Origin of the sequence: Kaistia nematophila, assembly GCF_026343855.1 — a bacterium.
GTDB classification, from domain to species: Bacteria; Pseudomonadota; Alphaproteobacteria; order Rhizobiales; family Kaistiaceae; genus Kaistia; species Kaistia nematophila.
Genome location: NZ_JAPKNK010000002.1, coordinates 615,414 through 641,195 on the forward strand (window position 1 = coordinate 615,414; position 25,782 = coordinate 641,195).

The 25,782-nt window shown below is 66.6% G+C and carries 25 protein-coding genes; 18 read left to right on the forward strand and 7 right to left on the reverse strand.

Annotated features, from left to right (window positions below):
* Nucleotides 1–107: 107 nt before the first annotated feature.
* A complete protein-coding gene (gene mtnB / locus OSH07_RS07160; RefSeq protein ID WP_266337923.1) occupies nucleotides 108–776 on the forward strand; it encodes a methylthioribulose 1-phosphate dehydratase in 669 nt (222 codons plus the stop codon).
* Nucleotides 773–1,330 carry a 1,2-dihydroxy-3-keto-5-methylthiopentene dioxygenase gene (locus OSH07_RS07165; RefSeq protein WP_266337924.1) on the forward strand — a complete coding sequence of 186 codons (558 nt, stop codon included), beginning with the start codon at nucleotides 773–775 and terminating at the stop codon, nucleotides 1,328–1,330. Before mtnB ends, OSH07_RS07165 begins: the two co-directional genes overlap by 4 nt.
* A 47-nt stretch (nucleotides 1,331–1,377) precedes the next feature.
* On the opposite strand, the gene cdd is transcribed toward OSH07_RS07165, so the two are convergent.
* Nucleotides 1,378–2,352: a cytidine deaminase gene (gene cdd, locus OSH07_RS07170; protein ID WP_266337925.1), complete on the reverse strand. Its 975-nt coding sequence runs from the start codon at nucleotides 2,350–2,352 to the stop codon at nucleotides 1,378–1,380.
* A 339-nt stretch (nucleotides 2,353–2,691) separates the two neighbouring features.
* Here cdd and OSH07_RS07175 point away from each other — a divergent pair, with 339 nt between their 5' ends.
* Nucleotides 2,692–3,729, forward strand: coding sequence for a LacI family DNA-binding transcriptional regulator (locus OSH07_RS07175; RefSeq protein ID WP_266337926.1), 1,038 nt, complete (start codon nucleotides 2,692–2,694; stop codon nucleotides 3,727–3,729).
* Nucleotides 3,730–3,751: 22 nt separating this feature from the next.
* A complete protein-coding gene (locus OSH07_RS07180) occupies nucleotides 3,752–4,528 on the forward strand; it encodes a glutamine amidotransferase (RefSeq protein ID WP_266337927.1) in 777 nt (258 codons plus the stop codon).
* 175 nt (nucleotides 4,529–4,703) lie between these two features.
* Here OSH07_RS07180 and OSH07_RS07185 read toward each other — a convergent pair whose 3' ends face one another.
* Nucleotides 4,704–5,438 carry a GntR family transcriptional regulator gene (locus OSH07_RS07185; protein WP_266337928.1) on the reverse strand — a complete coding sequence of 245 codons (735 nt, stop codon included), beginning with the start codon at nucleotides 5,436–5,438 and terminating at the stop codon, nucleotides 4,704–4,706.
* Between the two features lie 37 nt (nucleotides 5,439–5,475).
* Here OSH07_RS07185 and OSH07_RS07190 point away from each other — a divergent pair, with 37 nt between their 5' ends.
* The 10 genes from OSH07_RS07190 (at nucleotide 5,476) to OSH07_RS07235 (ending at nucleotide 16,549) form a co-directional block, all read left to right on the forward strand.
* A complete protein-coding gene (locus tag OSH07_RS07190; RefSeq protein ID WP_266337929.1) occupies nucleotides 5,476–6,612 on the forward strand; it encodes a mandelate racemase/muconate lactonizing enzyme family protein in 1,137 nt (378 codons plus the stop codon).
* Between the two features lie 69 nt (nucleotides 6,613–6,681).
* Nucleotides 6,682–7,956, forward strand: coding sequence for an ABC transporter substrate-binding protein (locus OSH07_RS07195; protein ID WP_266337930.1), 1,275 nt, complete (start codon nucleotides 6,682–6,684; stop codon nucleotides 7,954–7,956).
* A 273-nt stretch (nucleotides 7,957–8,229) separates the two neighbouring features.
* Nucleotides 8,230–9,159, forward strand: coding sequence for a carbohydrate ABC transporter permease (locus tag OSH07_RS07200; protein ID WP_266337931.1), 930 nt, complete (start codon nucleotides 8,230–8,232; stop codon nucleotides 9,157–9,159).
* A gap of 7 nt (nucleotides 9,160–9,166) precedes the next feature.
* Nucleotides 9,167–10,000 (forward strand): carbohydrate ABC transporter permease, encoded by an 834-nt coding sequence (locus OSH07_RS07205; RefSeq protein WP_266337932.1) that lies wholly within the window; start codon nucleotides 9,167–9,169, stop codon nucleotides 9,998–10,000.
* A gap of 215 nt (nucleotides 10,001–10,215) precedes the next feature.
* Entirely contained in the window at nucleotides 10,216–10,545 is a 330-nt protein-coding gene (locus tag OSH07_RS07210; protein WP_266337933.1) for an L-rhamnose mutarotase, read from the forward strand.
* A 388-nt stretch (nucleotides 10,546–10,933) separates the two neighbouring features.
* Nucleotides 10,934–11,176, forward strand: coding sequence for a hypothetical protein (locus OSH07_RS07215; RefSeq protein ID WP_266337934.1), 243 nt, complete (start codon nucleotides 10,934–10,936; stop codon nucleotides 11,174–11,176).
* Between the two features lie 34 nt (nucleotides 11,177–11,210).
* Nucleotides 11,211–14,057 (forward strand): hybrid sensor histidine kinase/response regulator, encoded by a 2,847-nt coding sequence (locus tag OSH07_RS07220; protein WP_266337935.1) that lies wholly within the window; start codon nucleotides 11,211–11,213, stop codon nucleotides 14,055–14,057.
* Nucleotides 14,054–14,995 carry a diguanylate cyclase gene (locus tag OSH07_RS07225; protein ID WP_266337936.1) on the forward strand — a complete coding sequence of 314 codons (942 nt, stop codon included), beginning with the start codon at nucleotides 14,054–14,056 and terminating at the stop codon, nucleotides 14,993–14,995. Before OSH07_RS07220 ends, OSH07_RS07225 begins: the two co-directional genes overlap by 4 nt.
* A 106-nt stretch (nucleotides 14,996–15,101) precedes the next feature.
* Nucleotides 15,102–15,845 carry an SDR family oxidoreductase gene (locus tag OSH07_RS07230; protein WP_266337937.1) on the forward strand — a complete coding sequence of 248 codons (744 nt, stop codon included), beginning with the start codon at nucleotides 15,102–15,104 and terminating at the stop codon, nucleotides 15,843–15,845.
* 71 nt (nucleotides 15,846–15,916) lie between these two features.
* Nucleotides 15,917–16,549, forward strand: coding sequence for a GNAT family N-acetyltransferase (locus OSH07_RS07235; RefSeq protein ID WP_266337938.1), 633 nt, complete (start codon nucleotides 15,917–15,919; stop codon nucleotides 16,547–16,549).
* Between the two features lie 86 nt (nucleotides 16,550–16,635).
* On the opposite strand, the gene OSH07_RS07240 is transcribed toward OSH07_RS07235, so the two are convergent.
* The 4 genes from OSH07_RS07240 to OSH07_RS07255 are packed head-to-tail and all read right to left on the reverse strand — an operon-like array spanning nucleotide 16,636 to nucleotide 19,872.
* Nucleotides 16,636–17,598 carry an alpha/beta hydrolase gene (locus OSH07_RS07240; protein ID WP_266337939.1) on the reverse strand — a complete coding sequence of 321 codons (963 nt, stop codon included), beginning with the start codon at nucleotides 17,596–17,598 and terminating at the stop codon, nucleotides 16,636–16,638.
* Nucleotides 17,585–18,232: an RraA family protein gene (locus tag OSH07_RS07245; protein WP_266337940.1), complete on the reverse strand. Its 648-nt coding sequence runs from the start codon at nucleotides 18,230–18,232 to the stop codon at nucleotides 17,585–17,587. Before OSH07_RS07245 ends, OSH07_RS07240 begins: the two co-directional genes overlap by 14 nt.
* Nucleotides 18,233–18,262: 30 nt before the next feature.
* Nucleotides 18,263–19,513: a UxaA family hydrolase gene (locus tag OSH07_RS07250; protein WP_266337941.1), complete on the reverse strand. Its 1,251-nt coding sequence runs from the start codon at nucleotides 19,511–19,513 to the stop codon at nucleotides 18,263–18,265.
* A complete protein-coding gene (locus tag OSH07_RS07255; protein ID WP_266337942.1) occupies nucleotides 19,510–19,872 on the reverse strand; it encodes a UxaA family hydrolase in 363 nt (120 codons plus the stop codon). Before OSH07_RS07255 ends, OSH07_RS07250 begins: the two co-directional genes overlap by 4 nt.
* Before the next feature lie 119 nt (nucleotides 19,873–19,991).
* Here OSH07_RS07255 and OSH07_RS07260 point away from each other — a divergent pair, with 119 nt between their 5' ends.
* The 4 genes from OSH07_RS07260 (at nucleotide 19,992) to OSH07_RS07275 (ending at nucleotide 24,499) form a co-directional block, all read left to right on the forward strand.
* On the forward strand, nucleotides 19,992–20,672 hold the full coding sequence (locus OSH07_RS07260) for a GntR family transcriptional regulator (protein WP_266337943.1): 681 nt from the start codon (nucleotides 19,992–19,994) through the stop codon (nucleotides 20,670–20,672).
* Between the two features lie 122 nt (nucleotides 20,673–20,794).
* Nucleotides 20,795–21,811 carry a sugar ABC transporter substrate-binding protein gene (locus OSH07_RS07265; RefSeq protein WP_266337944.1) on the forward strand — a complete coding sequence of 339 codons (1,017 nt, stop codon included), beginning with the start codon at nucleotides 20,795–20,797 and terminating at the stop codon, nucleotides 21,809–21,811.
* A gap of 157 nt (nucleotides 21,812–21,968) precedes the next feature.
* Nucleotides 21,969–23,480 (forward strand): sugar ABC transporter ATP-binding protein, encoded by a 1,512-nt coding sequence (locus OSH07_RS07270; protein ID WP_266337945.1) that lies wholly within the window; start codon nucleotides 21,969–21,971, stop codon nucleotides 23,478–23,480.
* A complete protein-coding gene (locus tag OSH07_RS07275; protein WP_266337946.1) occupies nucleotides 23,477–24,499 on the forward strand; it encodes an ABC transporter permease in 1,023 nt (340 codons plus the stop codon). Before OSH07_RS07270 ends, OSH07_RS07275 begins: the two co-directional genes overlap by 4 nt.
* A gap of 79 nt (nucleotides 24,500–24,578) precedes the next feature.
* On the opposite strand, the gene OSH07_RS07280 is transcribed toward OSH07_RS07275, so the two are convergent.
* Nucleotides 24,579–25,640: a hypothetical protein gene (locus OSH07_RS07280; protein WP_266337947.1), complete on the reverse strand. Its 1,062-nt coding sequence runs from the start codon at nucleotides 25,638–25,640 to the stop codon at nucleotides 24,579–24,581.
* Nucleotides 25,641–25,782 lie beyond the last annotated feature (142 nt).

Below are 25,782 nucleotides of genomic sequence, written 5' to 3' on the forward strand. Positions count from 1 at the left end.
GACGGCTTGGGAAATTTGATCTACCCCACGCTTGCGCGCGCGTTTTAGTTAGTATGGTGGCGCCCGGCCCGCTTGCCGGGACCGTGCCTTTTAATGGAGTAGCGTGGTTGGCGCAGACGAGTTCCCTGAAATCCGAGCCGCTTGTCGCGGGAGGCGAGAGCGCCGAGGCGAAGGCCGTGGCCGGCGTCATCGCGGCCGGCCGAGCCAGCGCAGCGCGCCACTGGGTGCCGGCGACCTCCGGCAATTTTTCCGTCCGCATCAACGCCCGGACGATCGCGATTACGCGCTCGGGCGTCGACAAGGGCAACCTGCTCGCCTCCGACATCCTGATCCAGCCGCTCGGAGAAAAGCTGCTGCCGGGATCATCGGCCGAGGCGGAACTGCACACCGCGCTCTACAGCGAGCGGCCGGAGCTCGGAGCGATCTTCCACGTCCACAGCCCCGCCGCCACCGTGCTGTCGCGCCTGGCGCTGGCCGAGGGCAGCCTGCGGCTGACCGGCTGGGAACTGCAGAAGGCCCTTGTCGGCGTGCGCACGCATGAGGCGACGGTCGACGTTCCGGTCTTCGCCAACGACCAGGATATCAGCGCGCTTTCGGGCCGCGTACTCGCGCGGCTGGCGCAGCCGGCCGGTGACGCCATCGCCGCGCCCGGCTATCTTCTCGCCGGACACGGCGTCTACGCTTGGGGCGCCACGGAATCCGATGCCGCCCGCCATCTCGAAGCGCTCGAAACGCTATTCGCGTTCGAGCTTTCCTACAGGAGGTTCACGCCATGACCACGCTGACCATCTATCCGGACAAGGATCCGGCCAACCCCGTCGCCGTCACGTCCGACCCGGTGGAAATCGCCGCCGAGCTGAACAAGGTCGGCGTTCTGTTCGAGCGCTGGAAGGCCGGCGCGGAGCTGGCCGCCAATGCCAGCCATGAAGACATCCTCGCCGCCTACAAGGCCGAGGTCGATCGGCTCTCCGCCGCCGAGGGCTACCAGACCATCGACGTGATGCGCATCACGCCGGACAATCCGAACAAGCAGGCCATCCGCACCAAGTTCCTCGACGAGCATACGCATGACGAGGACGAGGTCCGCTTCTTCGTCGAGGGCTCCGGCGCGTTCTATCTGCATCTCGGCGACAAGGTGTACCGCGTCGTCTGCACGCGCGATGACCTGCTCTCGGTCCCGGCCGGCACGCTGCACTGGTTCGACATGGGCCCCGAGCCGAACTTCACCTGCATCCGCCTGTTCATCTCGCCGGATGGCTGGGTCGCGAACTTCACGGGCGACAAGATCGCTTCGACCATTCCCGCCTTCGGCGAACCCGTCGCGGCCTGATCCCGCTGAATATCCCTCTCCCCCGCCCGGCGGGAGAGGGCCTCCATTCAAGAGAGAACCTCCCAGGCCACCCGCCTGAAGGCGGCCTTCGGTGCCACGGTCGCCAGCAGGTTCGGCAGATCGGCCGCATAGTCGACCGCGCCGCGCTCGACGCCGCCCAGCACCGCCAGCTCGATATCCGCATAGGCCCGGCCGGCCGCGATCCAGTTGACCAAAGCCACCTGCAAGGGACCGAGGCTCGGGTTGAAGGCGGCATTTTCCAGCGCAGCCCCCGTGACGACCATTCCATCCGCCGATTTAAGGACGACCGCCGAAGGCGCTCGACTATAGGGAACATAGGCAAGCTGTCCGGCTGCCAGCAGCGCCGCCTCCATTTCCGGCGCATCGGAAATATCCGATCGCAGCACCCGCACCGCCTGTCGCCCCCCGCCCTGCCCGACCGGCGTCACCCCCGCCTCGCCGAGATCCGCCGGCGAGAAAGCCCAGGGCAGCAGGTGCCGCAGTTCGACGCGGTGGCCCTGCATGGTGGTGATCGCGAGATCGAGACCGCCGCTGAACTCCGCAAGGAACTGCCGGCAATGGCCGCAGGGCGGCGCCGCCTCCAGCGCGATCTCGGCGATCGACGTGCCGCGCGAAAAGGCGCGTGCCGACAGGAACTGCTCGCCATGGATCGCCTCGCCGAGATTGGCGCCGGGAAACTCGACATTGCCGCCGAGGATCAGATCGCCGGTCTCGCGTTCCAGCGCAACCGCGCCGATTGTAAAATGGGAGATCGGCGGCCGCGCCACGCCCCGCGCCAGGGGAACCAGCACGAGCATCAGCTCGGAAATGCCAGCGAGCCCGTGCCTCGCGACGAGATCCGCCGCCAGCGCGGCCGGCACGACTAGGCCGTCATGGGAATTTCGGCGCGCGGCGAGCGCATGCGTCACCTCGGCCGAGATCGCCGGCCCCTTGTCGCCAAGTAGCGACTGGCACCGCAGGCCAATGGCTGGATCCGGCTGAAACCGATCGACTGCGATCACCGCACGCTCCTTAGTAAAAATCGAGAATCGATAACAATAGCTTGAACAAAGCCGCCCGACCGTCCGGGAAACGCCGGAAAAACAGACGCATGGCCGTGCGAATCACGGACAAGTTTGCGTCATCGATCTTGCTGACACAGCCCCGAAGGGACTATCTCGCACTGTGCAATCAGGGCCGGGATCGGGCGGACCGGCTAGGTATAACCTGGAATTGTTCTCGCCTGACATACGCACCACGAGTATATATTTCGGCGCGACATCCGACGAATCCGCCATGGTTCCCAGGATCCAGCAGACGGGAATCCAACGCCGTCGGACAGGGGCGATCTCGGAGGCGCGATGAACGACAAGCCGGATCCACCGACGCGAAGGCATGCGACGCTGAAGGATGTCGCCGAGGCCTGCGGGCTGTCGGTCGCCACCGTCTCGCGCTACCTGAACCGGTCGATCAAGCTGCCGCCCGCCACGATCGGGCGGATCGACGCCGCGATCGCGGCCCTGAATTACCAGCCCAACCAGCACGCCCGCAGCCTCAGTCTCGGACGCTCCGAGACGATCGGGCTCGTGGTTCCCGATATCTCCAATCCCTATTTCGCGCATCTCGCCGCATCGGTCGAACAGGCCGCTTCCGAGTTCGGGCTCGGCCTGGTGCTCTGCCCGACACTGAGCCGGACCGACCGCGAGATCGACTATCTGGGCCGGCTGGCCCGCCGCCATGTCGATGGGCTGCTCTTCGCCACCAACAATGGCGACGATCCCGCGCTGGGCCGCGCACTGCAGGGCACCTCGACAGTCGTGCTGGTCGACGACGACATCATCGGCGCCCGCGCGCCGACGATCATGGCCGACAGCGACCAGGGCGGCTTCCTCGCCGCCCGTCACCTGATCGAAATGGGCCATCGCCGGCTCGGCTATGTCGGCGGGCCAGCAGGGCTTTCGAGCAGCCGGGGCCGCCTCGGCGGCTTTCGCCGCGCCGTGGCGGCCTCGGAACGGCCGGTGACGATCGCGGCCGAAATCCAGGGCCCCTATTCGTCCGAGCATGGCCGGCTCGCGGCGGGACAGATCCTGGCGCTCGATCCGGTGCCGAGCGCCGTCTTCGCCGCGAGCGACGAGATTGTGCTCGGGCTCTTGTCCGTGTTCAAACAGCGTGGGGTGAGAGTCGGCATCGACATCTCTGTCGTCGCCTTTGACGACGTCGGTCCGCTGCAACTGTTCGATCCGCCGCTGACGGCGATCCGCCAGCCCGTCGAAAGACTGGGCCGGCGCGCCGTGGAGATGGTGCTCGACCTGATCAAGGGCGAGATGCGGGAGCCCGTGAGCGAGGTGCTGCCGGTCGAACTGATCATCCGCGAATCCGTCAAGCCGCCTCGTTCTTGAGGCGGCACTACAGGGGGTAAGTATGACTGTGAAGAAGGTGCTGCTCGTCGGCGAAAGCTGGATGTCGAGCGCCACGCACTACAAGGGCTTCGACCAGTTCGGCAGCGTCACCTTCCATCTCGGCGCCGAGCCGCTGGTGAAAGCTCTGGCCGGCAGCGAGTTCGAGCTCACCTACATGCAGGCGCACCAGGTGCCGACCGAGCTGCCGCTGACGCTCGAAGGCCTCGACGCCTATGACGCGATCATCCTGTCCGACATTGGCTCCAACTCGATCCTGCTGCACCCCGACGTCTGGCTGCACGGCAAGCCGATGCCGAACCGGCTCAAGCTGCTGCGCGAATGGACGAAGAAGGGCGGCGGCCTCGTCATGATCGGCGGCTACCTGACCTTCCAGGGCATCGACGGACGCGGCCGCTGGTCGCGCACCGCGGTCGAGGACGCGCTGCCGGTCACCTGCCTGCCGCATGACGACCGCATCGAGGTTCCGGAGGGCTTCCGCGCCGAGATCGTCGGCAACCGGTCCCATCCGCTGCTGGCGGGCCTCGACGGCGAATGGCCGATTCTGCTCGGCGCCAACGAGGTGAAGCTGCGCGAGCGGCCGGATGTCGAGCTGCTCGCCCGCCTGCCGGACTCGGAGGGCGGCCATCCGCTGCTCGTCGCCGGCGAATACGGCGAAGGCCGCAGCGTCGCCTGGACCTCGGACATCGGCCCGCACTGGCTGCCGAACAGCTTCGTCGAATGGCCGGGCTATGCCCGCCTCTGGAAGAACGTGCTCGGCTGGGTCACCAAGGCGAGCTGATCCGCACAGCGGCAGGCAAGCCCCTCACCCACCCCTCTCCCGCAAGCGGGCGAGGGCTTTTCGGGCAGCGCCCTTCATTGCCATGGCGCTCTTTTGCGACCGGGTGCGATGCTCCCCTCTCCCGTCCGCGGGAGAGGGTTGGGGTGAGGGTCTCCTGCCCCAGCAACCGAACGTCTTAGAAAATCCCCAGCGTCCGCTGCAGCGCGTTTGAGAAATGCGCCTGCAGCGCCGTCTCGGCCGCGTCCGCGTCGCGTGCCTTGCAGGCCTCCAGCAGCGTCATGTGCTCGCGCAGCGTGCGCATGACGATCGGCGTCGACAGCGTGCGGTCGAGCCGGATCAGTTGCAGATAATTGTGGACACGGCGGTGCGTCGAGACGATCAGCGGATTGCCGAGCGCCGCGATGATCTCGACATGAAGCGCCGCGTCGATCGCGACGATCTCGGGCGCGATCGCCTGGGTGAAGCCGTCGCGCTCGAGCGCTTCGATCGCCCGTTCGTGGCGCGCGACGAGGGCGTCGAGCAGCGCCGGTTCCGCCGTCTCGGCGAAGACCCGCACGGCCGGCCGCTCCAGGATTGCACGCAGCTGGTAGGTATTCCGCGCCAGTTCGAAATCCGCCTTCAGGAAGCGGATGCCGGAGCGCGGATGGATCGTCAGCAATCCCTCCGTCTGCAGCACGCGCAGCGCATCGCGCAGAGGCGCCACCGGCACGCCGATCAGCTTGACCAGGTCGTTCTGCGACACGAAGGCGCCGGCCGGCAATTCCCGCCCGAACAGCATGTCGAGGATCCGCTCATAAGCGACCTCGCTCAGCGACACCGTGACGGTTTCGACGTCGCGTTCGGCTGGCTCGGCGGCGCCGGTGGCTTGCGATGCAATCGGATCTGATCTATCAGATCGCTTACGTGACATATCAACTCTCACTTTTGATCGATTAGGCGACTATAGCATGCGCATCGTGGATTTCCGAATTGTCCGTTTCCAGTTCGCCCGCGACCGTGTCATCGGCGACAGCCAGGTCCGCATCGCGCACGCCCATGTCGCGACCCTCGAGCTGATCGCCGACAACGGCATGGTCGGTCTCGGCTTCGTGCCGTCGCTGTTCAATCCGCTGCCGTCGCAGGCCGAGATCGAGCGCCTCTTCCGCGCTGAGATCTGGCCGGGCCTCGAAGGCCAGTCGCCGGCGGCCCTCGCCCACAAGCTCACCCGTCCGCGCGGCGGCAACATCCGCGGCGCCTCGCTGCCCTTCGGCGAAGGCCTCGACCAGGCACTGTGGGACCTCGCCGCCAAGCAGGTCGGCATGCCGCTTTGGAAGCTGCTCGGCGGCACCAAGAGCCGCGTCAAGGCCTATGCCAGCGGCCTCGACTTCCATCTCTCGGACGATGACTTCTGCGCGCTGTTCGATCACGCCGCGTCGATCGGCTACAAGTCGTTCAAGATCAAGGTCGGCCATCCCGACATCGAGCGCGACCTGCACCGCCTCGACCTCCTGGTGAAGACGGTCGGCAAGCCCGAGGCGATCATGATCGACGCCAACGAGGGCTGGTCGCCGCAGCAGACCGTCCGCAACATGAACAAGATCCGGGATGCCGGCTTCGACATCCTGTGGATCGAGGATCCCTGCCTGCGCTACGATTTCGAAGGCCTGAAGATGATCCGCCAGGGCTGCCCGTTCACCCTGGTCAATTCGGGCGAATATTTCGACGCGCATGGCAAGCGCCAGCTCATCGAGGCGCATGGCACCGACATGATCAACGTGCACGGCTGGGTGTCGCAGGTGATGCGCATCGGCTGGCTCGCGGCCGAGCACGGCATTCCGGTCAGCCTCGGCAATTCGTTCCTGGAAATCGGCGTCAACATGGCGCTCGCCCTGCCCGAGGTCGAATGGCTCGAATACTCGTTCCAGAACTTCGACCACCTGATCGAGAAGCCGTTCGAGATCCGCGACGGCTGGATCTATGCGCATGACCGCCCGGGCCACGGCCTGGTGCTGTCGGAGACGGCGCGCAGCGAATGGGCCGTGCCCGAAGTCGTTGCCAATGAGGATCTGCCGCCGGCGCCGGTGAACACGCGCCTGCCGCACTGAGATTGCAAGAGGGCCCACGGCCGCGCAGGCGGCCGGGGTGGAGAGAGATCTGCTAGGGAGGAAGACGAGATGAAGACGACGAACAGGGTCCTGCGCGCCGGCACGATGCTCGCCACCGCGCTTGTCATGACGCTCGGCGTGGCGGCATCGGCCAAGGCCGAGACGCTCACCGTGTGGGACTGGAAATCGGGCGACCCGACGACGGCGCCCTATTACGACAAGGTGAAGGCCGACTTCGAGGCGGCCCATCCCGGCGTGACGGTGAAGTTCGTCATGCAGCCGCATGACCAGTACTACACCCTGCTCGGCACGGCGATCGCCGCCAGCCAGGGTCCCGACGTGGTGCTCGTGCACGGCGGCTCGCAGGCGAAGGAGCGCATCGCGGCGTTCACCAAGCTCGACGACAAGGTCGCCGACATCAAGGCGCGCGTCGCCGGCTGGGACGAGTTCGCCGGCGCCGACGGCAGCGTCTACGCGGTGCCGATCTCGATCCAGGGCCTCGCCGTCTACTACAACAAGGAACTCTACAAGAAGGCCGGCCTCGATCCGGAAGCGACGCCCAAGACCTGGGCCGATCTGGAGGCTATCTGCGCCAAGCTGAAGGCGGCGGGCACCACCTGCTTCGCCCTCGGCAACAAGGAAGGCTACGGCGCCGACTTCTTCTACTCCGCCGCGGCCGCCAACGCGCTCACGGCAGAGCAGCAGGCTGCCTGGACGACCGGCGACCTCAAGTGGTCGAGCCCGGAAATCAAGGCGATCGTCCAGAAGTGGGTCGATACCCAGAAGGACGGCTGGTACGCCGAGGGTGCCAACTCGACCGCCAAGTTCATGGACGAATACCAGAGCTTCGAGCGCGGCGAGAGCGCCAACACGATCGGCCTGCTGTCGGACGTCGCCCACTGGAAGGAATTCGACGAATTCCTGGAGCCGCAGAATGTCGGCGTCTTCGTGCTGCCGCCGGTCACCCCGGCCGCCTATGACAAGCTGCGCATGCCGCTCGCCGGCGGCATCGGCTACGCCGTGACAAAGTTCTCGCCGAACCAGGACCTCGCCGTCGCGCTCGCCAAGAGCTTCGCAGACACCCCCAACATGCAGGTGTTCTTCGAGGCGGCCGGCGCGGTTCCCTCGGATACGGCCGTCGACACGTCGAAGGTCGAGAGCCCCTCGGCCAAGGTCGTGCTCGGCTCGCTCTCGGACGGCGTGCCGCTGCTGCACAACAACACCTCCACGGCCGAGACCGAGGAATGGCATCGCCAGAGCCAGATGCTCTTCACCGGCGAGACCACCGTCGACAAGGCCGTCGCCCGCCTCGACGAAGTCCAGGCCCAGGCCAAGAAGAAGTAAGCTCCGCCTTCGCCGATCGCAGGCTTCCGCCCTTCACCTCTCCCGTCGGGAGAGGTCGAAGGCGGGCCGGCGAGCGAGGGTTCGGGGAGCCATCCGGCGAGGGCCTGATCCCTCGCGCGACCATCGGTCCGACCTCTCCCTCCGGGGAAGGTCGAGGATGCGGCTCCGCCTCCCGACATCGAGCGTCGCCAGCGGGCGACGCCGCTTCCCCCGACAGAGTTGCGCCCACCTCCCCGCGAGATGAGGCCGCGTTGCATTGACCCGAGGCCCGCGATGACCGAGACCCTGACCGCAACGGACGCAAAGCGCCGGAAGGCCGCCGCCGCGCATGCCGATCCCGGCAGCCGCAGCGTCGAACGCTTCGCCTATCTGTTCGTGCTGCCGGCGCTGGCGCTCGTCGTCGTGTTCCGCATCATCCCGCTGATCTGGGGCCTCGGCTACTCCTTCACCGACTATGACGGCATGTCGGCGCCGCGCTTCGTCGGCCTCGACAACTATATCGGCATCGCCCACGACCCGGTCTTCCTCGACAGCCTGGTCAACATGCTGATCCTGCTCGCGACGCTGCCGATCTGGATCGGCCTGCCGCTGGTGCTGGCGATCCTGATCCACCAGGGCGTGCCGGGCGGCAAGCTGTTCCGCGCCGTCTATTTCTTCCCGGCCGTGCTCTCCTCGGTCATCGTCGGCGCCATCTTCAACGTGCTGCTGCGCTATGACGGGTCGTTCAACCTGTTCCTGAAGGCGCTCGGCTTCTCGGCCGTCGACTGGCTCGGCAATTCCTCTACGGCTCTGTTCAGCCTGATCGCCGTGCAGCTTTGGTCGACCTTCGGCATGAGCCTGCTGATCTTCATCGCCGGCCTGTCGACGGTGCCCTCCGACATGCTGGAGGCGGCGAAGCTCGACGGCGCCAAGCTGACGCAGACCTGGTGGTACATCGTCATCCCGTCGATCCGGCCGATCATCGAATTCGCCGCCGTCGTCACCACGATCGGCATGCTGACCTCGATGTTCGGGCTGATCTACGTGCTCACCGCCGGCGGCCCCGGCACCTCGACGATCCTGCCGGAATTCCTGATCTGGCTCGAACAGGGCAAGATGAACCGGCCCGGCTATGCGAGCGCGATCTCGATGGTGCTCTTCCTGATGATGGGGGGCCTCGCCGCCATCCAGATCCGCATCATGTCCCGCAACGCGAGCATCTGAGGGCGCCATGGCAGAAGTCAAAACCCGCGAGAGGCGCGTCCTCTGGATCATCTCGATCCCAATGGCCCTGCTCGCCCTTTCCGCCGTCTATCCCGTCTTCTTCGCCATCAACGCGGCGCTGAAGACGCGCAAGGGCTACGTGCTCAACCGCTTCGGCCTGACCACGGACCCGACCTTCGCCAATTTCGCCCAGGCCTGGAACCAGTCGCGGCTGTCGGAATATTTCTACAATTCCGTCGTCGTCACCGTCGGCGCCGTGCTGGTGCTGCTCGTCGTCGCCTCGATGGCCGGCTTCGCGCTGGCGATCCTGCGCTTCCGCGGCCGCAAGATCATCTTCATCACCATCCTCGTGTCGCTGATGATCCCGGTGCAGGTGGTGCTGGTGCCGTTCTACCGCACCATGATCGGCCTGCACCTGGTCGACAGCCGGCCGGGCCTGATCATCGCCTACACGGCATTCTTCCTGCCCTTCAGCGTCTACCTGATGACCGCCTTCTATGCCCGCCTGCCGCGCGAGCTGTTCGAGGCGGCGCAGATCGACGGCGCCAGCCTCGTGAAGGTCTGGTGGCACATCATGCTGCCGATGGGAAAACCGGCCCTGCTGACGCTCGGCATCCTCAACACGCTCTATTGCTGGAACGACGTGCTGATCTCGCTGCTCGTGCTGCAGGACCAGCGCACGCTGATGGTCGGAATCGCCGCGCTGCGGGGCGAATACACCACCAACGTGCCGCTGCTCGCGGCCGGCATCTGCCTCGCCGCTGCGCCGATCGTCATCATCTACGTCATCTTCCAGCGCCAGATCGTCAACGGCATCGCCGTCGGCGCCGTGAAGGGGTGAGCTAGCGGGCGCAGCCCACGCCCTGTGCTCCAAGCCAGCCCCTCACCCTACCCTCTCCCGCAAGCGGGCGAGGGCTACTGCTGGTGACACTCGTCAAGTCCGGGCCAATGCAAGAACCAGCGCTGGCCTGCTCCCTCACTCGCTTGCGGGAGAGGTTTGGGGTGAGGGCCGTCCAGCCGTAAGCAATAGCCTCAGCCTGAAGGAGTGAACGAAAAATGCAGCGCATGGGCATGGTGATCGGCGTCAAGCCGGAGGCGGTCGCCGAATACAGGCGGCTGCACGCCACGGGCTCGGCCGAGGTGAACGCCCTGCTCTCGGCCTGCGGCGTGAAGAACTACTCGATCTACCTGCGCGAGCCGGAGAACCTTCTCTTCGGCTACTGGGAATATCACGGCGCCGACTGGCCAGCCGACGCCGCCCGGCTCGACAAGGAGCCCGCGATCAAGGCCTGGCTCGGGCTGACCAGTCCCTGCCAGCAGCCCCTCGCCTCGGCTGCGCCCGGCGAATGGTGGTCCCTGATGGAGGAAGTCTTCCACCTCGACTGACGCCTCTAGCGACTGCAGGAGGACGCCCGCGCACGCATTGCGGGAACCTGCTCGAAGGCGCATCCGAATCGCTCCGACGCAAAGTCAGCCATCACAGCGGCGGTCAGCCTCCGGGGCACGGCGGCGATAGATACCATCCCGCGCACTACCCACAGGCCCACCATCCAGGGTTACGTGACGTCGATCACACCACGCCCGGAAACGCCTGGGCGCTGCGCTCCATCCCTATTGAAATATTATAGTTAACCGGGTTTGATGCCGTCAGCATTCTCATCGACGGGGGCATTGAATTTCTGGCAGGCCTATCGGGCAGACTACCGAACGCGGTAGCTGGACGGATCTGATTCCGGCTGGCCTGCTTCTGGTTGCCAGTGCCATCGCGATCTTTGTGAGCACGCTCACCGCGGACGCAGGCAGCGCGGAAGTCGCCGTGGTCGCGCCGCCTTGGGCAGATGCCGCCGACACGGCCGGCATCGTGGCTCGCTCGGGCGGCAGCATCGTTGCCGGTGGCGGGATTGCCAATGTGATCATCGCCCACTCGGACAGCCCCGACTTCATTTCCCGCCTCTACCACTCCGGCGCCTGGCTCGTGCTAGACGCCATCAAGTTGCGCGGTTGTTTCTCCGTCTGAGCGGTACGCCCAGATTTTTTTCAAGGATTGGCGCATGGCCGAGCTCGACAGGCTGCGACACAAGTTCGGTCTATTCCTCGTCTTCCTGATGTGGATCCACGTGCCGGTGATCGCGCTGGTCGCATGGTCGATCGGACGCAGCATGGTCGCGCCGACGCTGGTGGCGGCGCTGCTGGCCTTGGCGATGCAGGTCTCCTGGACGCTGCGTGGGCCCGCGCCGGTGACCCGCTATGTCTCGGCCGTCGCGCTGATGGGACAGCCGGCCCTGTTCGTCTTCATGTTCTCCGGCCATCCGTGGCAGATGGACATGCACATGTACTTCTTCGCCACGCTGGCGCTCGTCATCGGCTGGTGCGACTGGCGCCCGGTGATCGTCGCGGCCGTGACGGTGGCCGTGCATCACCTGATGCTGAACCTGGTCTTCCCCTATGCGGTATTCCCGCTGGGCGCCGACCTGGAGCGCGTCAGCCTGCACGCCGCCATCGTCGCCTTCCAGACCGTCGTGCTCGTCTGGCTCAGCATGCGGCTGGTCGCGAGCTTCCAGCGCATCGAGGCGATGAGCGCCGAAATCGTGCTCGCCAACGAGACGCTGGAGCAGAAGGTCGCCGACCGCACGCGCGAGGCCAACGCCGCGAACATCGCCAAGAGCCTGTTCCTGGCCAATATGAGCCACGAGATCCGTACGCCGATGAACGCCATCCTCGGCTTCAGCCACCTGGCGCTGCGCACCGACCTCACGCCGAAGCAGGCGGACTACATCAACAAGATCAAGTCGGCCAGCACCGCGCTTCTGGCGCTGATCAACGACATCCTCGACTTTTCCAAGATCGAGGCCGGCATGCTCTCGCTCGAGGGCACCCATTTCAAGATCCGCGAGACGATCGAGAACGCCACCACCATCTCCACCGTCAAAGCGGCCGAGAAGGGCGTCGATATCCGCATCAACATCGACGACAACGTGCCGGCGACCCTGCTCGGCGACGCGCTGCGACTGAACCAGATCATCCTGAACCTGGTCTCCAACGCGGTGAAGTTCACCGAGCGCGGCGCCGTCGTCCTGTCGATCCGCACGCTGGAGAAGGTCGACCGGCAGCTGTTGCTCGAAGTGTCGGTCCGCGATACCGGCATCGGCATGACGCCGGAACAACAGCAGATGCTGTTCCGCTCCTTCAGCCAGGCCGACAGCTCGATGACGCGCAAATTCGGCGGCACCGGGCTTGGGCTCGCCATCAGCAAGCAGCTGGTCGAGCTGATGGGCGGCACCATCCGCGTCGACAGCATCGCCGGCGCCGGCAGCACCTTCACCTTCACCGTCCGCCTGGAGGAAGGCGATACGCTGATGCTGGCCGAGGCGGCCGATGTCGAGAAGCTGCGCGGGCTCCGCGTGCTGATCGCCGACGACAATCCGGCCTCGCGCGAGATCCTGCACACCATATTCGAGGGCTGGTCCGTCCAGGCCGACCTGGTCGCCTCCGGCACCGAGGCGATCGCGCTGCTTGAAAACGCCCAGGCGCGCGGCGTCGCCTACGACCTGATGCTGATCGACTGGAAGATGCCCGGCATGGACGGCATCGAGGCCGTCGAGGCGATGCGCAGCAGCGAGACGTTGACCCGCCTGCCGACCATCATGATGGTCAGCGCCTATGCGCGCGAAGAGGCCATGCAAAACGCCAGCGAGGCCGGCATCTCCGCCTTCCTCGTCAAGCCGATCGACGCTTCGCTGCTGCTGACAGAAATTACCCAGCTCCTGGGGCAGCGGACGGGCCAGGAACGCGCCGCCGCACCCGCCGCGCACGCGATCCCGATGGTCGCGCCGGAGTATCGCGGCTCGCGCGTCCTGCTCGTCGAGGACAACGAGATCAACAGCGAAGTCGCCTCGGAGATTCTGAGCGACGGCGGCCTCGTCGTCGAACTGGCCGAGAATGGCCGCATCGCCTGCGATATGGTGCTCCGGTCCGGCCGCAGCTACGACGTGGTGCTGATGGACGTGCAGATGCCGGAAATGGATGGCATCGAAGCGACGAAGCGCATTCGCCAGGCGTTTCCCTCCGACAGGCTGCCGATCATCGCCATGACGGCGCACGCCTATGAGCAGGAGCGGCAGAACTGCTTCCAGGCCGGCATGAACGACCATGTCGCCAAGCCGGTCGATCCGGCGACGCTGATGCACGCGCTCGAGCGCTGGCTGAAGCCGCGCAGGGCGGAAGGCAGCGGGTCGACGGCGAAACCCGCCGAAGTCCCGGCGGCGGCCGATCTACCGGCCGAGCTGCCGCCCTTCGATCTTGCGACCGCGCTCGTCCGCGTCAACGGCAAGACCGCGCTGCTGCGCAAGCTGATCGTCAGCTTCGGGACCAACTATCGCGGTTTCGTCGCGACGCTGCGCGGCGAGATCGATGCCGGCGCCCTCGACGATGCGCGCCGGCTGGCGCATTCACTGAAGGGCGTTTCCGCCTCGCTGGAACTTCGCAGGGTGTCGGAGGCGTCCCGCCAGCTGGAAGACGCGATCGCCCATCGCGAGATGGCGAATGTCGACGAGCTGATCGAGCGCCTCGATGCCGTGCTTCAGCCGGCCATCGCGGCGGCGCGCACCCTGTCGCCGGCCGAGGAAGCATCCGCCGCCGCGCCGGCGGCAAGCCTCGACGCGGCCGCGCGGGACGAGGCGGCGAAGCTCCTCTATGAACTCCGCCAGCAACTGAGCAAGCGCAGCATGCGGGCCCGAAAGACGTTCGAGGCACTTGAGGCCAGGCTGCAGGGCACGCCCGAGGCCGGACGCCTGGCCGAGATCCGCGACCCGATCAGCCGACTTGATTTCAACAACGCCCTCGCCGGGCTCGACGCCATCGAGCGTCATTTCGTCGATACCAGGGAAGTACAGAATTGAGCGAACGGCCATCGATCCTCATTGTCGATGACGAGGTCAGCAACATCGAGATCCTGAGCGCGACGCTCGAGGAGGATCACGATATCTACTTCGCCACCACCGGAACCGAAGCCATCGAGATCGCCCGCACGACGTTGCCGGACCTGATCCTGCTCGACGTGCTCATGCCGGGTGTCGACGGCTACGAGGTCTGCGCGGCGATCAAGGCCGATCCGCTGATCGCCGACGTGCCGGTGATCTTCACCACGGCGCTGGGCGACCAGGAAGCCGAGGTGAAGGGCCTGATGCTCGGCGCCATCGACTACATCACCAAGCCGATCCTGCCGGTCGTGGTGCGGGCCCGGATACGCAACCATCTCGACATGAAGCGCATGCGTGACGAGCTGGCCGAAATGGCCGTCACGGATGCGCTGACCGGCCTCGGCAACCGCCGCCGGCTGGAAAAGGTGCTGAACCAAGAGACGTCGCGCCTGTCACGCAGCGGCGGCCTCCTCTCGGTCATCATCCTCGACATCGACTTCTTCAAGAAGTTCAACGACCTCTACGGCCACACGGCCGGCGACCGCTGCCTGACCATGGTGGCCGCCGCGCTGAACCGTGCCGTCCATCACGCCAACGACGTCACCATCCGCTATGGCGGCGAGGAATTCGCCTGTGTTCTGCCGGAAATCGAGCACCCCGAGGCCATGGAGATAGCGAACAGCATCCGCGATCGCGTGCAGGCGCTCGGCATCCCGCATTCCGGCTCCGACGCTTCGCCCTTCGTTTCGGTCAGCCTCGGCGTCGCGACGGCGCTGTGCATTCCCGGCAGCCAGCCCGACTCGTGGATCCGCGCCGCCGACGAGCAGCTTTATGTCGCCAAAGCCGCCGGCCGCAACCTGGTGGCGGGCATCGTTTTCGCGACCGACGGCGTCCTGCCCGTCGCGAGTTCCGGCTGAGCCGATCCGAAGCCGGCTTTCAGAAGTCGGAAGACAATCCCGACGGGCTGTGCTTCGATCGGTACAGCCCGCGTCGAATCCGAGAGACGGGCGTGATTTCGGGAGGATGATCGTGGGAGTAGTACTCGTCACGGGCGCGTCGCGCGGACTTGGGGCAGCGATCGCAAAGGGGGTGGGCGCCGCCGGCTGGACCGTCGCCGTCAACTTCGCGCATGACGATGTCGGCGCCGGCAGTGTCGTCGACACCATCACCAGCGCCGGCGGCAAGGCGGCCGCCTTCAAGTTCGACGTCACCGACAAGGCCAGCGTCCGCCACGGCATCGCCGAGATCGACCGCCATCTCGGCCCCGTCGACGTGATCGTCAACAACGCGACCGGCCCGCAGCCGCTGATCCCGATCGAGGAACAGACCTGGGACGACCATCTCGACCAGCTTCGCTTCTTCGTCAAGGCGCCGCTGCTGCTGCTCCAGGCCGTGCTGCCGGAATGGCGGGCCCGTCATGTCGGCCGCGTCATCCATATCGGCTCGGAAGTCGTCGACATGGGCAATCCGGAATTCGGCCACTACGTCGCCGCGAAAGCGGCCATGGTCGGCCTCACCCGCTCCTGGGCGCGCGAACTTGGCCCGGAGGGCATCACGGTCAACCTGGTGGCGCCGGGCTTCATTCCGGTCGAGCGCCATTCCGGCACCACGGCCGACGAGTTGGAAGACTATCGCCGCCTGGTGCCGCTCGGCCATCAGGGCACACCGGACGATATCGCCGGCATCGTTACCTTCCTCGCCTCGCCCGCGGCCGATTTCATCACCGGCCAGACGCTTGCCGTGAATGGCGGGCGGACCCTCGCCTGATCGATCGCCCGACAGGAAACCGGCCGGGACGACCGCTCCCGGCCGTATTCCGATCGCGCAACGGAAATGCCATGGCCTCCCCGAACCAAGCCGATTTTCGCCTGCGCAAGGCCGATCTCCCGGATATGCCCGCCGTCTACAGGGTGTGCCTCCGGACCGGCAATGCCGGGCAGGACGCCACCCAGCGCGAGGATGACCCCGACGCGCTCGGCCACATGTTCATCGGCCCCTATCTCGTGCTGGAGCCCGATTTCGCCTTCGTGCTGGAAGGGCCGAACGGCGTTGCCGGCTATGTCATGGGCGCGCTCGACACGCCGGATTTTTATGGCCGCATGGAACGCGACTGGCTGGCGAAGATCCGCCCCCGCCTGCGCGATCCCGGCGACGACGAGAACCGCTGGTCCGGCAGCGACTGGGTGCGCCGCCTGATCCACCGCCCGCCCTATCTCTATCCGCCGGCGCTGCATCCGTTCCCCTCGCACGGCCATGTCGATTTCCTGCCGGAGGCGCGCGGTCTCGGCTGGGGAAGGCGCAGCTTCGAGCACCTGATGGGGGCGCTCGCCGCCGCCGGTTCGCGCGGCATGCATCTCGACGTCAGCCCGCAGAACCACGCGGCGATCGCCTTCTACGAGAAGCTCGGCTTCGCGCCGGTCGTCTCGGACGAACTGCCGGCCGGCGGCCTGACGATGGCGCGGCGGTTCTGAGGATCCGGCGAGCCTCGCCTTCCGGCCGCCGCCGCTCCCCCTCTCCCGCGCGCGGAAGAGGGTTGGGGTGAGGGTCTTTCTACCCGTTACCCGAGCGACTTCATCCAGTCCGCGACCGCCTCGTAGGTGGAAAGCGTCGCGGGGGGCGGGTTGGGAGCCCCGATGAAGCCGTGGTTGACGCCCTCGACATGCAGATAGGTCGTGGCGACCTCGGCCGATCGGAGGCGAGCGGCGAGCAATGCGCCGTCCTCCGCCAGCACGTCATACGCGGCCGTGATCACCAGCGTCGGCGGCAATTCGCCGAGTTCGGCGAGTTCCGCCGTCAGCGGCGAACAGCGCGGATCGTTCCAGTCGGCAGGATCGGGCGCGTAGAGATCGCGGAACCAGATCATGTCTGCCTCAGACAGCCCAACGGAGCCATCGCCGAACGCCTCATAGGAAACGCCCGCGCCGATCGTCGTCATGTCAGTGACGGGATAGAAGGCGATCAGGCCGGCCAGCACCGGGCCGCGTCCATCCCGCCCGGACAGCGCCGCGGCGATGGCGAGCGTCGCGCCGGCGCTGTCGCCGGCAACGAAGATGCGGGCCGGATCGGCGCCGAGCGCTTCGGCGCGGGCGGCCAGATCGGCGACGGCCGCGGATGCATCAAGCGGACCGGCGGGAAAAGGATGCTCGGGCGCCAGCCGATAGTTGATGGAAACCACCAGCGCGCCTGCCGCATTGACGATGCGCCGCGCATTGCGGTCATGCGTGGCAAAGCTGCCGACGACGAAGCCACCACCATGGAAATAGACGACCAGCGGCGGAAGCGCCTGCGTGTCCGGCCGGTAGAGCCGCGCCTCGAGCGCCCCCTCCGCGCCGGCGACCGTCAGCGCCTCGACCTCGGCGACCGCCGGCAGCCCCTCCGGATTGGCCTGCATCTCCTCGAACAGGCGCTTCGCCGCTTCCGGGCCGATATCGGGAAAGGCCGGCCGCGCGCGCCGCGCCTTCACGCCTTCGGCGAGGATGGGGTGCAGCGGCTCGACCGCGGCGAGATCAGAATTTGCCATGCTTCAGATATGCCTGTTGGGGATCGGTTCCGGCGAGGATCGCCTTGCGGACGAGGTTCTCGGTCGAGATCGCAGTCTCGGCCCGCTCGACGACTTCGGCAAGATGCTCGGCCGGAATCCGGACCAATCCGTCGCGGTCGCCGAGGAAATAATCGCCCGGCCGGATGTCGATGCCGCCGATCACGATCGGCACGTCGGTGGCGACCGGCAACCAGTGGCCGACGATGTCGCGCGGGGTGAAGCCGCGGCACCAGGTCTGGAAGCCCATCTCCAGCAGGAAATTGGTGTCGCGGATGAAGCCGTCGACGATGGCGCCGCGCACGCCCTTGTTCTTCAGCGTCTCGGCCGAGAGTTCGCCCATATGCGCGACGATGCGATCGTTCGGCTGCGAAACCCAGATCGAGCCGGCGGGCGCCTTGGAGAGCAGTCCCGTCCAGGCGAGCAGCGTCTCGTGGCCGTCGGCGTCCGGATCGGCGCGGCCCTCGATGGTGAAGGCGGGGCCGGCGAGCGGGCGCTCCGGCAGGATCGGTCGCAATTCGGCCGGCAGCGTGAAATCGCGCAGGCCCATGGCACGCATGACGTCGTGCACCACGCCGGTGTAGCAGGCCTCCAGCCTGGCGGTCAGATCCGTCAAAACATCCTCCCCGATGTCCCTTCTTCCGTGTCAGACCGGCAGGCAGGCCGGCCCGATCGGCTCGAAGCTCTTGTAGCCGAGCACGAATTCCTGGTGCGCCAGTTCCTCCGACTTCGTGCGCCTGCCCCGCGCGAGATCGACGACCAGATCATGGATCTCGCGGCCGACCTCGTCGAGGCTGGCGCGGCCCTCGATGATGCGGCCGGCATCGACGTCCATGTCGTCCTCCATCCGGCGATAGGTCTCGGGATTGGCGCAGATCTTCACCACCGGCGAGATCGCCGAACCCACCACCGAGCCGCGCCCGGTGACGAAGAGGACCGCATGGCTGCCGCAGGCGATCAATTCGGCGATCTCGGCATTGTCGTTGATGTTGGGAAAGCCGAAGCGGACCTCGCCATCCGGCACGACGTCGAGCAGATAGAGCCCGCCATGCGGCGGCACGTCGCCCGGCTTGATCAGGCCGGAAATCGGCGAGGCGCCCGATTTCGCATAGGCGCCCATCGACTTCTCCTCGATGGTGGTGAGGCCGCCCTCGGCATTGCCGGCGGCGAACGAGCCATAACCGAGCGTCGCGTAGTAGCGCGCCGCCTTGGCGACCGACGCCTCCAGGATCCCGCCCAGCTCCGGCGTTACCGCCCGCGCCGCCATGATGTGCTCGCAGCCGATCAATTCGCCGGTCTCCTCGAAGATGCAGGCGGCGCCCTCGGCGACGAACTGGTCGAAGGCGCGGCCGGCGGCCGGGTTGCCGGAGATGCCGGACGTTCCGTCCGATCCGCCGCAGACGGTGCCGATGACCAGTTCGCTCGGCTCCATCGGCACGGTCGGCGCCTCGTCCAGCAAGGCGCGCTGCTCGGCGACGAAGGCCCTGCCCTCGTCCATCGACTTGCGGGTGCCGCCCGCCGCCTGGATGACGATGGTCTTCACCGGGCGGCCGCTGTCGCGCACCGTCTTCTCCAGCGCGTATTTGTTAAAGCTCTCGCAGCCGAGCGAGATCAGCAGCACCGCGCCGACATTCGGATGCGTGCAGAGCCGCTCCATCATCCGTTCGGCATAGGGGTTCGGATAGCAGCCGGGAAAGCCGATCACATGCACGTCGTGCTCGCGGAACGGGATCGCGATCTCGCGGGCGACGTGGTGGGCGCACTCGACGAGATAGGCGACCACGACCGTGTTGCGGATGCCCTTGCGGCCATCGCTGCGCAGCCAGCCGCGCATGGTTTCCGTCTGGGCCAGCCCCGGCGGAACGGAGGTGGTCCCTGTAGCGATGGCCATGCTCATGCGCCCGCTCCCGCTTTTGCCGCGTCCATCAGGTGATAGGTCGGCGTGTAGTCGCTTTTGACGTTGTGAACATGCACCGGGGTCCCGGCCGCGATCGCTTCCGTCGCCGTGCCGATCGGCGCGCCATATTTGACGATCTTCTCGCCGGCCGCGATCGTACGCCGCGCCAGCTTATGGCCGAGCGGCAGGTCGGCCGCGAGCGTCACCGCCGTCCCCTCGACGGAAACGGCCTCGCCGGCACGGATCCGCATCCGCGCGACCAGCACATTGTCGTCCTCGAAGAGAAGAAGCAGGCGACTGTCCGTGCCGGAAACGGCCGGCGCAAGGTCATGGGAAGGGTCAGGCGAAGGATTGGGCATGGCGATACGGCTCTGCTCAGAATGTCCCGGCTCTTCCTTCGAGCTAGCCCATCATCCGGCCAAAAGAAACAAAAAATTTTTTATTGCATGGCGAGTAAAACCGAGCCTATCGTTGCGGCATGCCCAAGCTGAAACGCGCCACACTCGCAGAACAGGCTTACGAGGAGCTACGGAGCCAGATCGTCTCCGGACGGCTGCCGGCCGGGCAACGATTGCTCGCCGACCAGCTGGCGGGCGAGCTGATGATCAGCCAGACGCCGGTCAAGGAAGCGCTCGCCATGCTGGCGCGCGACGGGCTCATCGAGGGCGCATCGCGCCGCGCCTCCGTCGTTCGCCGCTTCACGCCGGAGGCGATCCGCGAGATCTTCGAGGCGCGAATGCTTGTCGAGCTCGACGCGCTCGCCCGCGGCATCGCAGCCGGTCGCGCCACGCCGGAATTCATCGCCAGGCTGCGCGCGATTTTCGATGCGCACATGGCCGCGGTCTACAAGCAGAGCGACGAGGCGCTCGTCGACGCGATCCGCCTCGACCGCGAATTCCACGAGCTGATCGTCCAGCTCGGCGCCAACGACACGATCGCCAGCTGGCACCGCGTCATCCAGCGCCAGACCCAGACCATCCGCAACTTCACGCTGAAGAGCTACACGCCCGAACGGACGCGGCAGGAACATTCCGCGATCGTCGACGCCGTGGCCGAAGGCGATGCCGAACAGGCCGTTTCCGCGCTCAGGGCCCATCTGGCCGCGAGCCGGGACGCGATGATGTCGCGCGCACCGGAGGACTTTCCGGTCCGCGCGTAGGCGGGCCAAACGGTCAAGCGCGATGTCGGAGGAGGACGTCGCCGCGGGAACGACAGAACCGGGAAAACCGGACGTTTCCCTCGGCGCGGGACTGCGTGACTGAACCAGTGGGAGGAAACCACATGAACATGCTGAAGAAGACCGTGCCGGTTCTCGGCGCGGCGCTGCTTGCCACCATGCTCGGCGCCAGCGCATCGCGGGCCGATGGCGAGAAGGTCGCTGTCGACCTGACGACGCTGACCTCGCCGTTCTGGACCTCGTACAACAAGTACATCGTCGAGGAAGCGAAGAAGCAGGGCGTCGACCTGCTCGAACCCTTCAATTCCGAGTTCGACACGGCCAAGCAGATCACCGGCGTGCAGAACGCCCTGTCGCTCGGCGCCAAGGGCATCATCTTCTCGCCGTTCGAATCCGCCGCCGCCGGCTCCGTGCTGAAGGCGGCCGAGAAGGCCGGCGCCAAGGTCGTCGCCGTCGACGTCGCGCCGGATGCCGGCCCGGTGGCGATCGTCGTGCGCGCCAACAACCTCGCCTATGGCGAGAAGGCCTGCAAATTCATCGGCGACAACGTCAAGGAAGGCCCCGTCGTCCAGATCATGGGCGACCAGGCCTCGATCAACGGACGCGATCGCGGCAACGGCTTCCGCGAGTGCATCACCAAGAACTATCCGAACCTGAAGCTGCTCGAGATCCCGACCAAGGCCTGGTCGGGTGAAGACGCCGCAGCCGGTCTCGACGCGCTCCTCAATGCGCAGCCCGACCTGAAGGCGATCTACATGCATGCCGGCGGCGTGTTCCTCGCCCCCACCCTGCAAACGCTGAAGCGCAAGAACCTGCTGAAGCCGGCGGGCGAGGCAGGCCATATCGTCATCGTCTCGAATGACGGCATCCCGCAGGAATTCGACGCCATCCGCAAGGGCGAGATCGACGCCACCGTTTCGCAGCCGGCCGACCTCTATGCCAAGTACGGCATCCAGTATCTGAAGGAGGCGATCAACGGCACGACCTTCAAGCCGGGTCCGACCGACCACGACAGCAACATCGTCGAGGTCCGCCCGGGCGTGCTGGAAGACCAGCTCGCGGCGCCGCTCGTCACCAAGGAGAATGTCGACGACAAGGCCTTCTGGGGCAACCAGCTCTGATTGCCTGATCCCGGAAAGCGTCTCGCTTTCCCCGCTGGATCAAGCGCTTGGCGCAAGGTGTTGATAAACCGGATCCGTGCCGACGGCATGGATCCGGTCTCCCGAACTCCGGAGACCCCGATGCATTTCTTCTTTCCAGACGCAGGGCGGGGCCATCATGCAGCCGCCTGACACGAGAACGCCGATCGTCGAGGCGCGCGGCGTCTCCAAGCGCTACGGCCCGACCACGGCGCTGCACGAAGCGCATATCAAGGTATTCGCCGGCGAGTCGCACGCGCTGGTCGGCCGCAACGGCGCCGGCAAATCGACGCTGGTCGGCATCCTGACCGGACTGCGCGCGCCGGATTCCGGCCAGGTGCTGTTCTCGGGCGTCCCGGCCCCGGCCATCTCCGATCGCGAGGGCTGGCGCCGCAACGTCGCCTGCGTCTACCAGCATTCGACGATCATTCCCGACCTGACGGTCGCGGAGAACCTGTTCATCAACCGCCATCCGACCGAGCGTGGCTTCATCAGCTGGTCGACTTTGCGACGGCGCGCCCGCGAGGTGCTCGACCAGTGGGGCGTCAACGTCTCGGAGGACGCCCGCGCCGGCGACCTTCGCATCGAGGCGCGCCAGCTGGTCGAGATCGCCCGCGCGCTTTCCTATGGCGCTCGCTTCATCATCCTCGACGAGCCGACGGCGCAGCTCGACGGCGACGAGATCAAGCGTCTGTTCATCCGCATCCGCGAGCTGCAGGCGGCCGGCGTCACCTTCCTGTTCATCTCCCACCATCTGCAGGAGGTCTACGAGATCTGCCAGGCGGTGACGGTGCTGCGCGACGCGCGCCACATCATCACCGCGCCGGTCGCCGACCTGCCGAAGGACCGGCTGATCGAGGCGATGACCGGCGAGCACGTCCATCTCGGTGTCTCCGACGCCGCCGGCCGCACCGTGCCGGAGGGGGCCGCCGTCGCGCTCGAAATCGACCGCGTCTCGGGCGAGGACTTCCAGGACGTCAGCTTCAAGGTCCGTCGCGGCGAGGTCGTCGGCCTCTCCGGCCCGACCGGCGGCGGCCGCATCGGCCTCGCCGAGGCGGTGGCCGGGCTTTCGCCCTATACCGGCGGCACCATCCGCATCGACCAGAAGCCGCTGCCGTCCGGCGACGTGACGGCGGCGCTCGAACTCGGCGTCGGCTGCGTGCCGAAGAGCCGGCACGACCAGGGGCTGGTGCTGTCGCAATCGGTCGCCGACAACGCGATCATGACGGTGAACCGCCATATGGGGCCGTTCGGCTTCATCGCGCCGAGGCGACGGGCCGAATTGACCAACCGGACGATCACCTCGCTCGGCATCGTCACCCAGGGCCCGGACCAGCTCGTTTCCGGCCTTTCCGGCGGCAACCAGCAGAAGGTCGTGATGGGCCGCGCGCTCGCCAACGACCCTTCCGTGCTCGTGCTGATGGATCCGACCGCCGGCGTCGACGTGAAGTCGAAGGAGGCGCTCCTGACCGTCGTCGAGCGGATGCGGCAGGAGGGCAAGGCGATCCTCGTCGTCAGCGGCGAGATCGAGGATCTGAGAACCTGTGACCGCGTGCTGGTGATGCAGCACGGATCGGTCGTCGCGGAACACAAGGCAGGCTGGAGCGACAACGCGCTCGTCGCCTCCATCGAAGGGATCGAGCTCGCATGAACACGCAACCAACCGCCACCGCGGCGGCGCTCGGCAGCAGCGGCAAGCCCGCCCCGCGCCGCTCGCTGATCCGCCTGCACGACCTGGCCCTGCTGCCGGCGCTGGTCATCCTGATCATCATCGGCGCCTTCATCAGTCCGGCCTTCCTGACCCAGGGCAACATCAACACCATCCTCACCTCCTCCGCCGCGCTGGCGCTGGTGGTGCTGGCGGAATCGCTGATCATCATCACCGGCAAGTTCGACCTGTCGCTCGAATCGACCGCCGGCTTCGCGCCGGCGATCGGGGCCCTGCTCGTGCTGCCGGTCGCCAATAACGGGTTCGGCGTCGAGCTGCCGACCTTCGTCGGCATCCTGATCGTGCTCGGCGTCGGCGCGCTGATCGGCCTGATCAACGGCATCCTCGTCGTCCGCTTCACGCTGAACGCCTTCATCGTGACGCTCGCCATGCTGATCATCCTGCGCGGAATGCTGGTCGGCGCCACGAGCGGCCGCACCCTGTTCGACCTGCCCGACGCCTTCTACGCGCTGATGGTGATCACCTTCCTCGGCCTGCCGCTGGCGGTCTGGCTGGCGGCGCTCGCCTTCATCATCGCAGCGGTGGTGCTGCGCTATCACCGGCTGGGCCGCGCCCTCTATGCCATCGGCGGCAATCCGGAGGCGGCGCGCGCCGCCGGCATCCGCGTCGAGCGCGTCACCATCGGCGTCTACATCCTGGCGGGCATCCTGGCTGCCATCGGCGGCCTGGTGATCACCGGCTATGTCGGCGCCATCAGCGCCAACCAGGGCAACGGCATGATCTTCACCGTCTTCGCGGCGGCGGTGATCGGCGGCATCTCGCTCGACGGCGGGCGCGGCACGATGTTCGGCGCGCTCACCGGCGTGCTGCTCCTCGGCGTCGTGCAGAACCTGCTGACGCTGGCGCAGGTGCCGTCGTTCTGGATCCAGGCGATCTATGGCGCCATCATCCTCGGCGCGCTGATGATCGCCCGCATGGCCTCCGGCAAGGCGCAGACCTGAGCCCCGACGGATCACACACATGAAGAAGGCCGCCGCATCGGGGATGCGGCGGCCTTCTCTGTTTCTCGTGCCGACCGGACTAGATCCGGCGGGCCATCTTGCAGAGCTTGACCAGATCCGCATCGAACGAGAACGGATTGCGCAGGATGGTCGGGCACTTGTTGCGCAACGCCTGCTGGTCCGCACCGCTCAGGCCGCTGTCCGAGACGGAAGTCGGTCCGCCCGGATTGCCGGTGCCCGGTCCGCCGGGGCCTCCGGGACCTCCCGGACCGCCAGGGCCTCCCGGACCTCCCGGATTGCGCGTACCGCTGCCACAGGAGCCGCCCACGCTCAGGCAGAGATTGAGCAGCCGGCTCGGCTGCAGCACGGCCAACCGCGTATCGAGCAGGCCGAGAATCTGGTTGCGATCGCCATTGCCGCAGGCCGAACCGCCGCCCGCGTTCAGGCAGACCTTGACCAGGTCCTTCTTCGAAAGCACAGCTGCCTTGGCATTGATGCCGCCGATCAGGTCGGATTTGACCCGCGCATCGGCGAGACCGTTCTTGCCAAGAACATTGGCCGTAACCCGGGTGCCGCCCTTCGCGTTCGGACCGCCGCAGCTGGCGCCGACATTGACGCAGATATTGGCCAGTTGGTCCTTGGACAGCAGCTTGAGCCGCGCATCGATCAGCTTAGTCACCTGATCGCGGCTGCCGCCGCAGGAAGCCTGACCACCGAGGCCGAGGCAGAGGCGGATCAGCTCGCGCTTCGACAACAGGTCGATGCGCGCGTCGATACCCGACACCAGAGTTGACCGCGGCTCGGTGCGCAGGGTCGAGGTGGTGGTGCCGCTCGAATCCGTGCCCGTGGCGCTACTCACGACGCTGCCGACCGCGCCGGTGACGCCATTGGTGATGCTGCCGACTGCCGTCCCGGTATTCGACACCGTATTGCCCAGCGCGCTGCCTGTATTGGTCACGGTGTTGCCGAGGCCGCCGCCGACGGTATTGCCGACCGCCCCGGTGACACCGCTGACGGTGCCACCAACGGCGCCCGTGACGCCGCTAACAACGCCGCCAAGGCCGCCACCGGCATAGGCCGGCATCAGCATGGTTCCCATCAGCAAGGCTGCTGACGTGGCTGCAACTCGAATTCCGATCATGAAGCCCTCCATTGCCGTCTGCTATACGAACCCACCCTACGCTGTGATAACGGCAGCAGTTTTGAGAAAGTTTCATCGCAAATGCAATAATTCTAACGAAGGACCCCGATCGATTACTGCCTGGCGACTCGGACGCCAGAAT

Excerpts from the sequence above, each read along its gene's own strand:
- OSH07_RS07205 (WP_266337932.1), top strand. The coding sequence starts at position 9,167 with ATGGCAGAAGTCAAAACCCGCGAGAGGCGCGTCCTCTGGATCATCTCG.
- OSH07_RS07210 (WP_266337933.1), top strand. The coding sequence starts at position 10,216 with ATGCAGCGCATGGGCATGGTGATCGGCGTCAAGCCGGAGGCGGTCGCC.
- OSH07_RS07190 (WP_266337929.1), top strand. The coding sequence starts at position 5,476 with ATGCGCATCGTGGATTTCCGAATTGTCCGTTTCCAGTTCGCCCGCGAC.
- OSH07_RS07200 (WP_266337931.1), top strand. The coding sequence starts at position 8,230 with ATGACCGAGACCCTGACCGCAACGGACGCAAAGCGCCGGAAGGCCGCC.
- OSH07_RS07175 (WP_266337926.1), top strand. The coding sequence starts at position 2,692 with ATGAACGACAAGCCGGATCCACCGACGCGAAGGCATGCGACGCTGAAG.
- OSH07_RS07265 (WP_266337944.1), top strand. The coding sequence starts at position 20,795 with ATGAACATGCTGAAGAAGACCGTGCCGGTTCTCGGCGCGGCGCTGCTT.
- OSH07_RS07180 (WP_266337927.1), top strand. The coding sequence starts at position 3,752 with ATGACTGTGAAGAAGGTGCTGCTCGTCGGCGAAAGCTGGATGTCGAGC.
- OSH07_RS07250 (WP_266337941.1), bottom strand. The coding sequence starts at position 19,513 with ATGAGCATGGCCATCGCTACAGGGACCACCTCCGTTCCGCCGGGGCTG.
- OSH07_RS07270 (WP_266337945.1), top strand. The coding sequence starts at position 21,969 with ATGCAGCCGCCTGACACGAGAACGCCGATCGTCGAGGCGCGCGGCGTC.
- OSH07_RS07220 (WP_266337935.1), top strand. The coding sequence starts at position 11,211 with ATGGCCGAGCTCGACAGGCTGCGACACAAGTTCGGTCTATTCCTCGTC.
- OSH07_RS07230 (WP_266337937.1), top strand. The coding sequence starts at position 15,102 with ATGATCGTGGGAGTAGTACTCGTCACGGGCGCGTCGCGCGGACTTGGG.
- OSH07_RS07165 (WP_266337924.1), top strand. The coding sequence starts at position 773 with ATGACCACGCTGACCATCTATCCGGACAAGGATCCGGCCAACCCCGTC.
- OSH07_RS07240 (WP_266337939.1), bottom strand. The coding sequence starts at position 17,598 with ATGGCAAATTCTGATCTCGCCGCGGTCGAGCCGCTGCACCCCATCCTC.
- OSH07_RS07255 (WP_266337942.1), bottom strand. The coding sequence starts at position 19,872 with ATGCCCAATCCTTCGCCTGACCCTTCCCATGACCTTGCGCCGGCCGTT.
- OSH07_RS07195 (WP_266337930.1), top strand. The coding sequence starts at position 6,682 with ATGAAGACGACGAACAGGGTCCTGCGCGCCGGCACGATGCTCGCCACC.
- OSH07_RS07280 (WP_266337947.1), bottom strand. The coding sequence starts at position 25,640 with ATGATCGGAATTCGAGTTGCAGCCACGTCAGCAGCCTTGCTGATGGGA.
- OSH07_RS07235 (WP_266337938.1), top strand. The coding sequence starts at position 15,917 with ATGGCCTCCCCGAACCAAGCCGATTTTCGCCTGCGCAAGGCCGATCTC.
- OSH07_RS07260 (WP_266337943.1), top strand. The coding sequence starts at position 19,992 with ATGCCCAAGCTGAAACGCGCCACACTCGCAGAACAGGCTTACGAGGAG.
- OSH07_RS07185 (WP_266337928.1), bottom strand. The coding sequence starts at position 5,438 with ATGTCACGTAAGCGATCTGATAGATCAGATCCGATTGCATCGCAAGCC.
- OSH07_RS07275 (WP_266337946.1), top strand. The coding sequence starts at position 23,477 with ATGAACACGCAACCAACCGCCACCGCGGCGGCGCTCGGCAGCAGCGGC.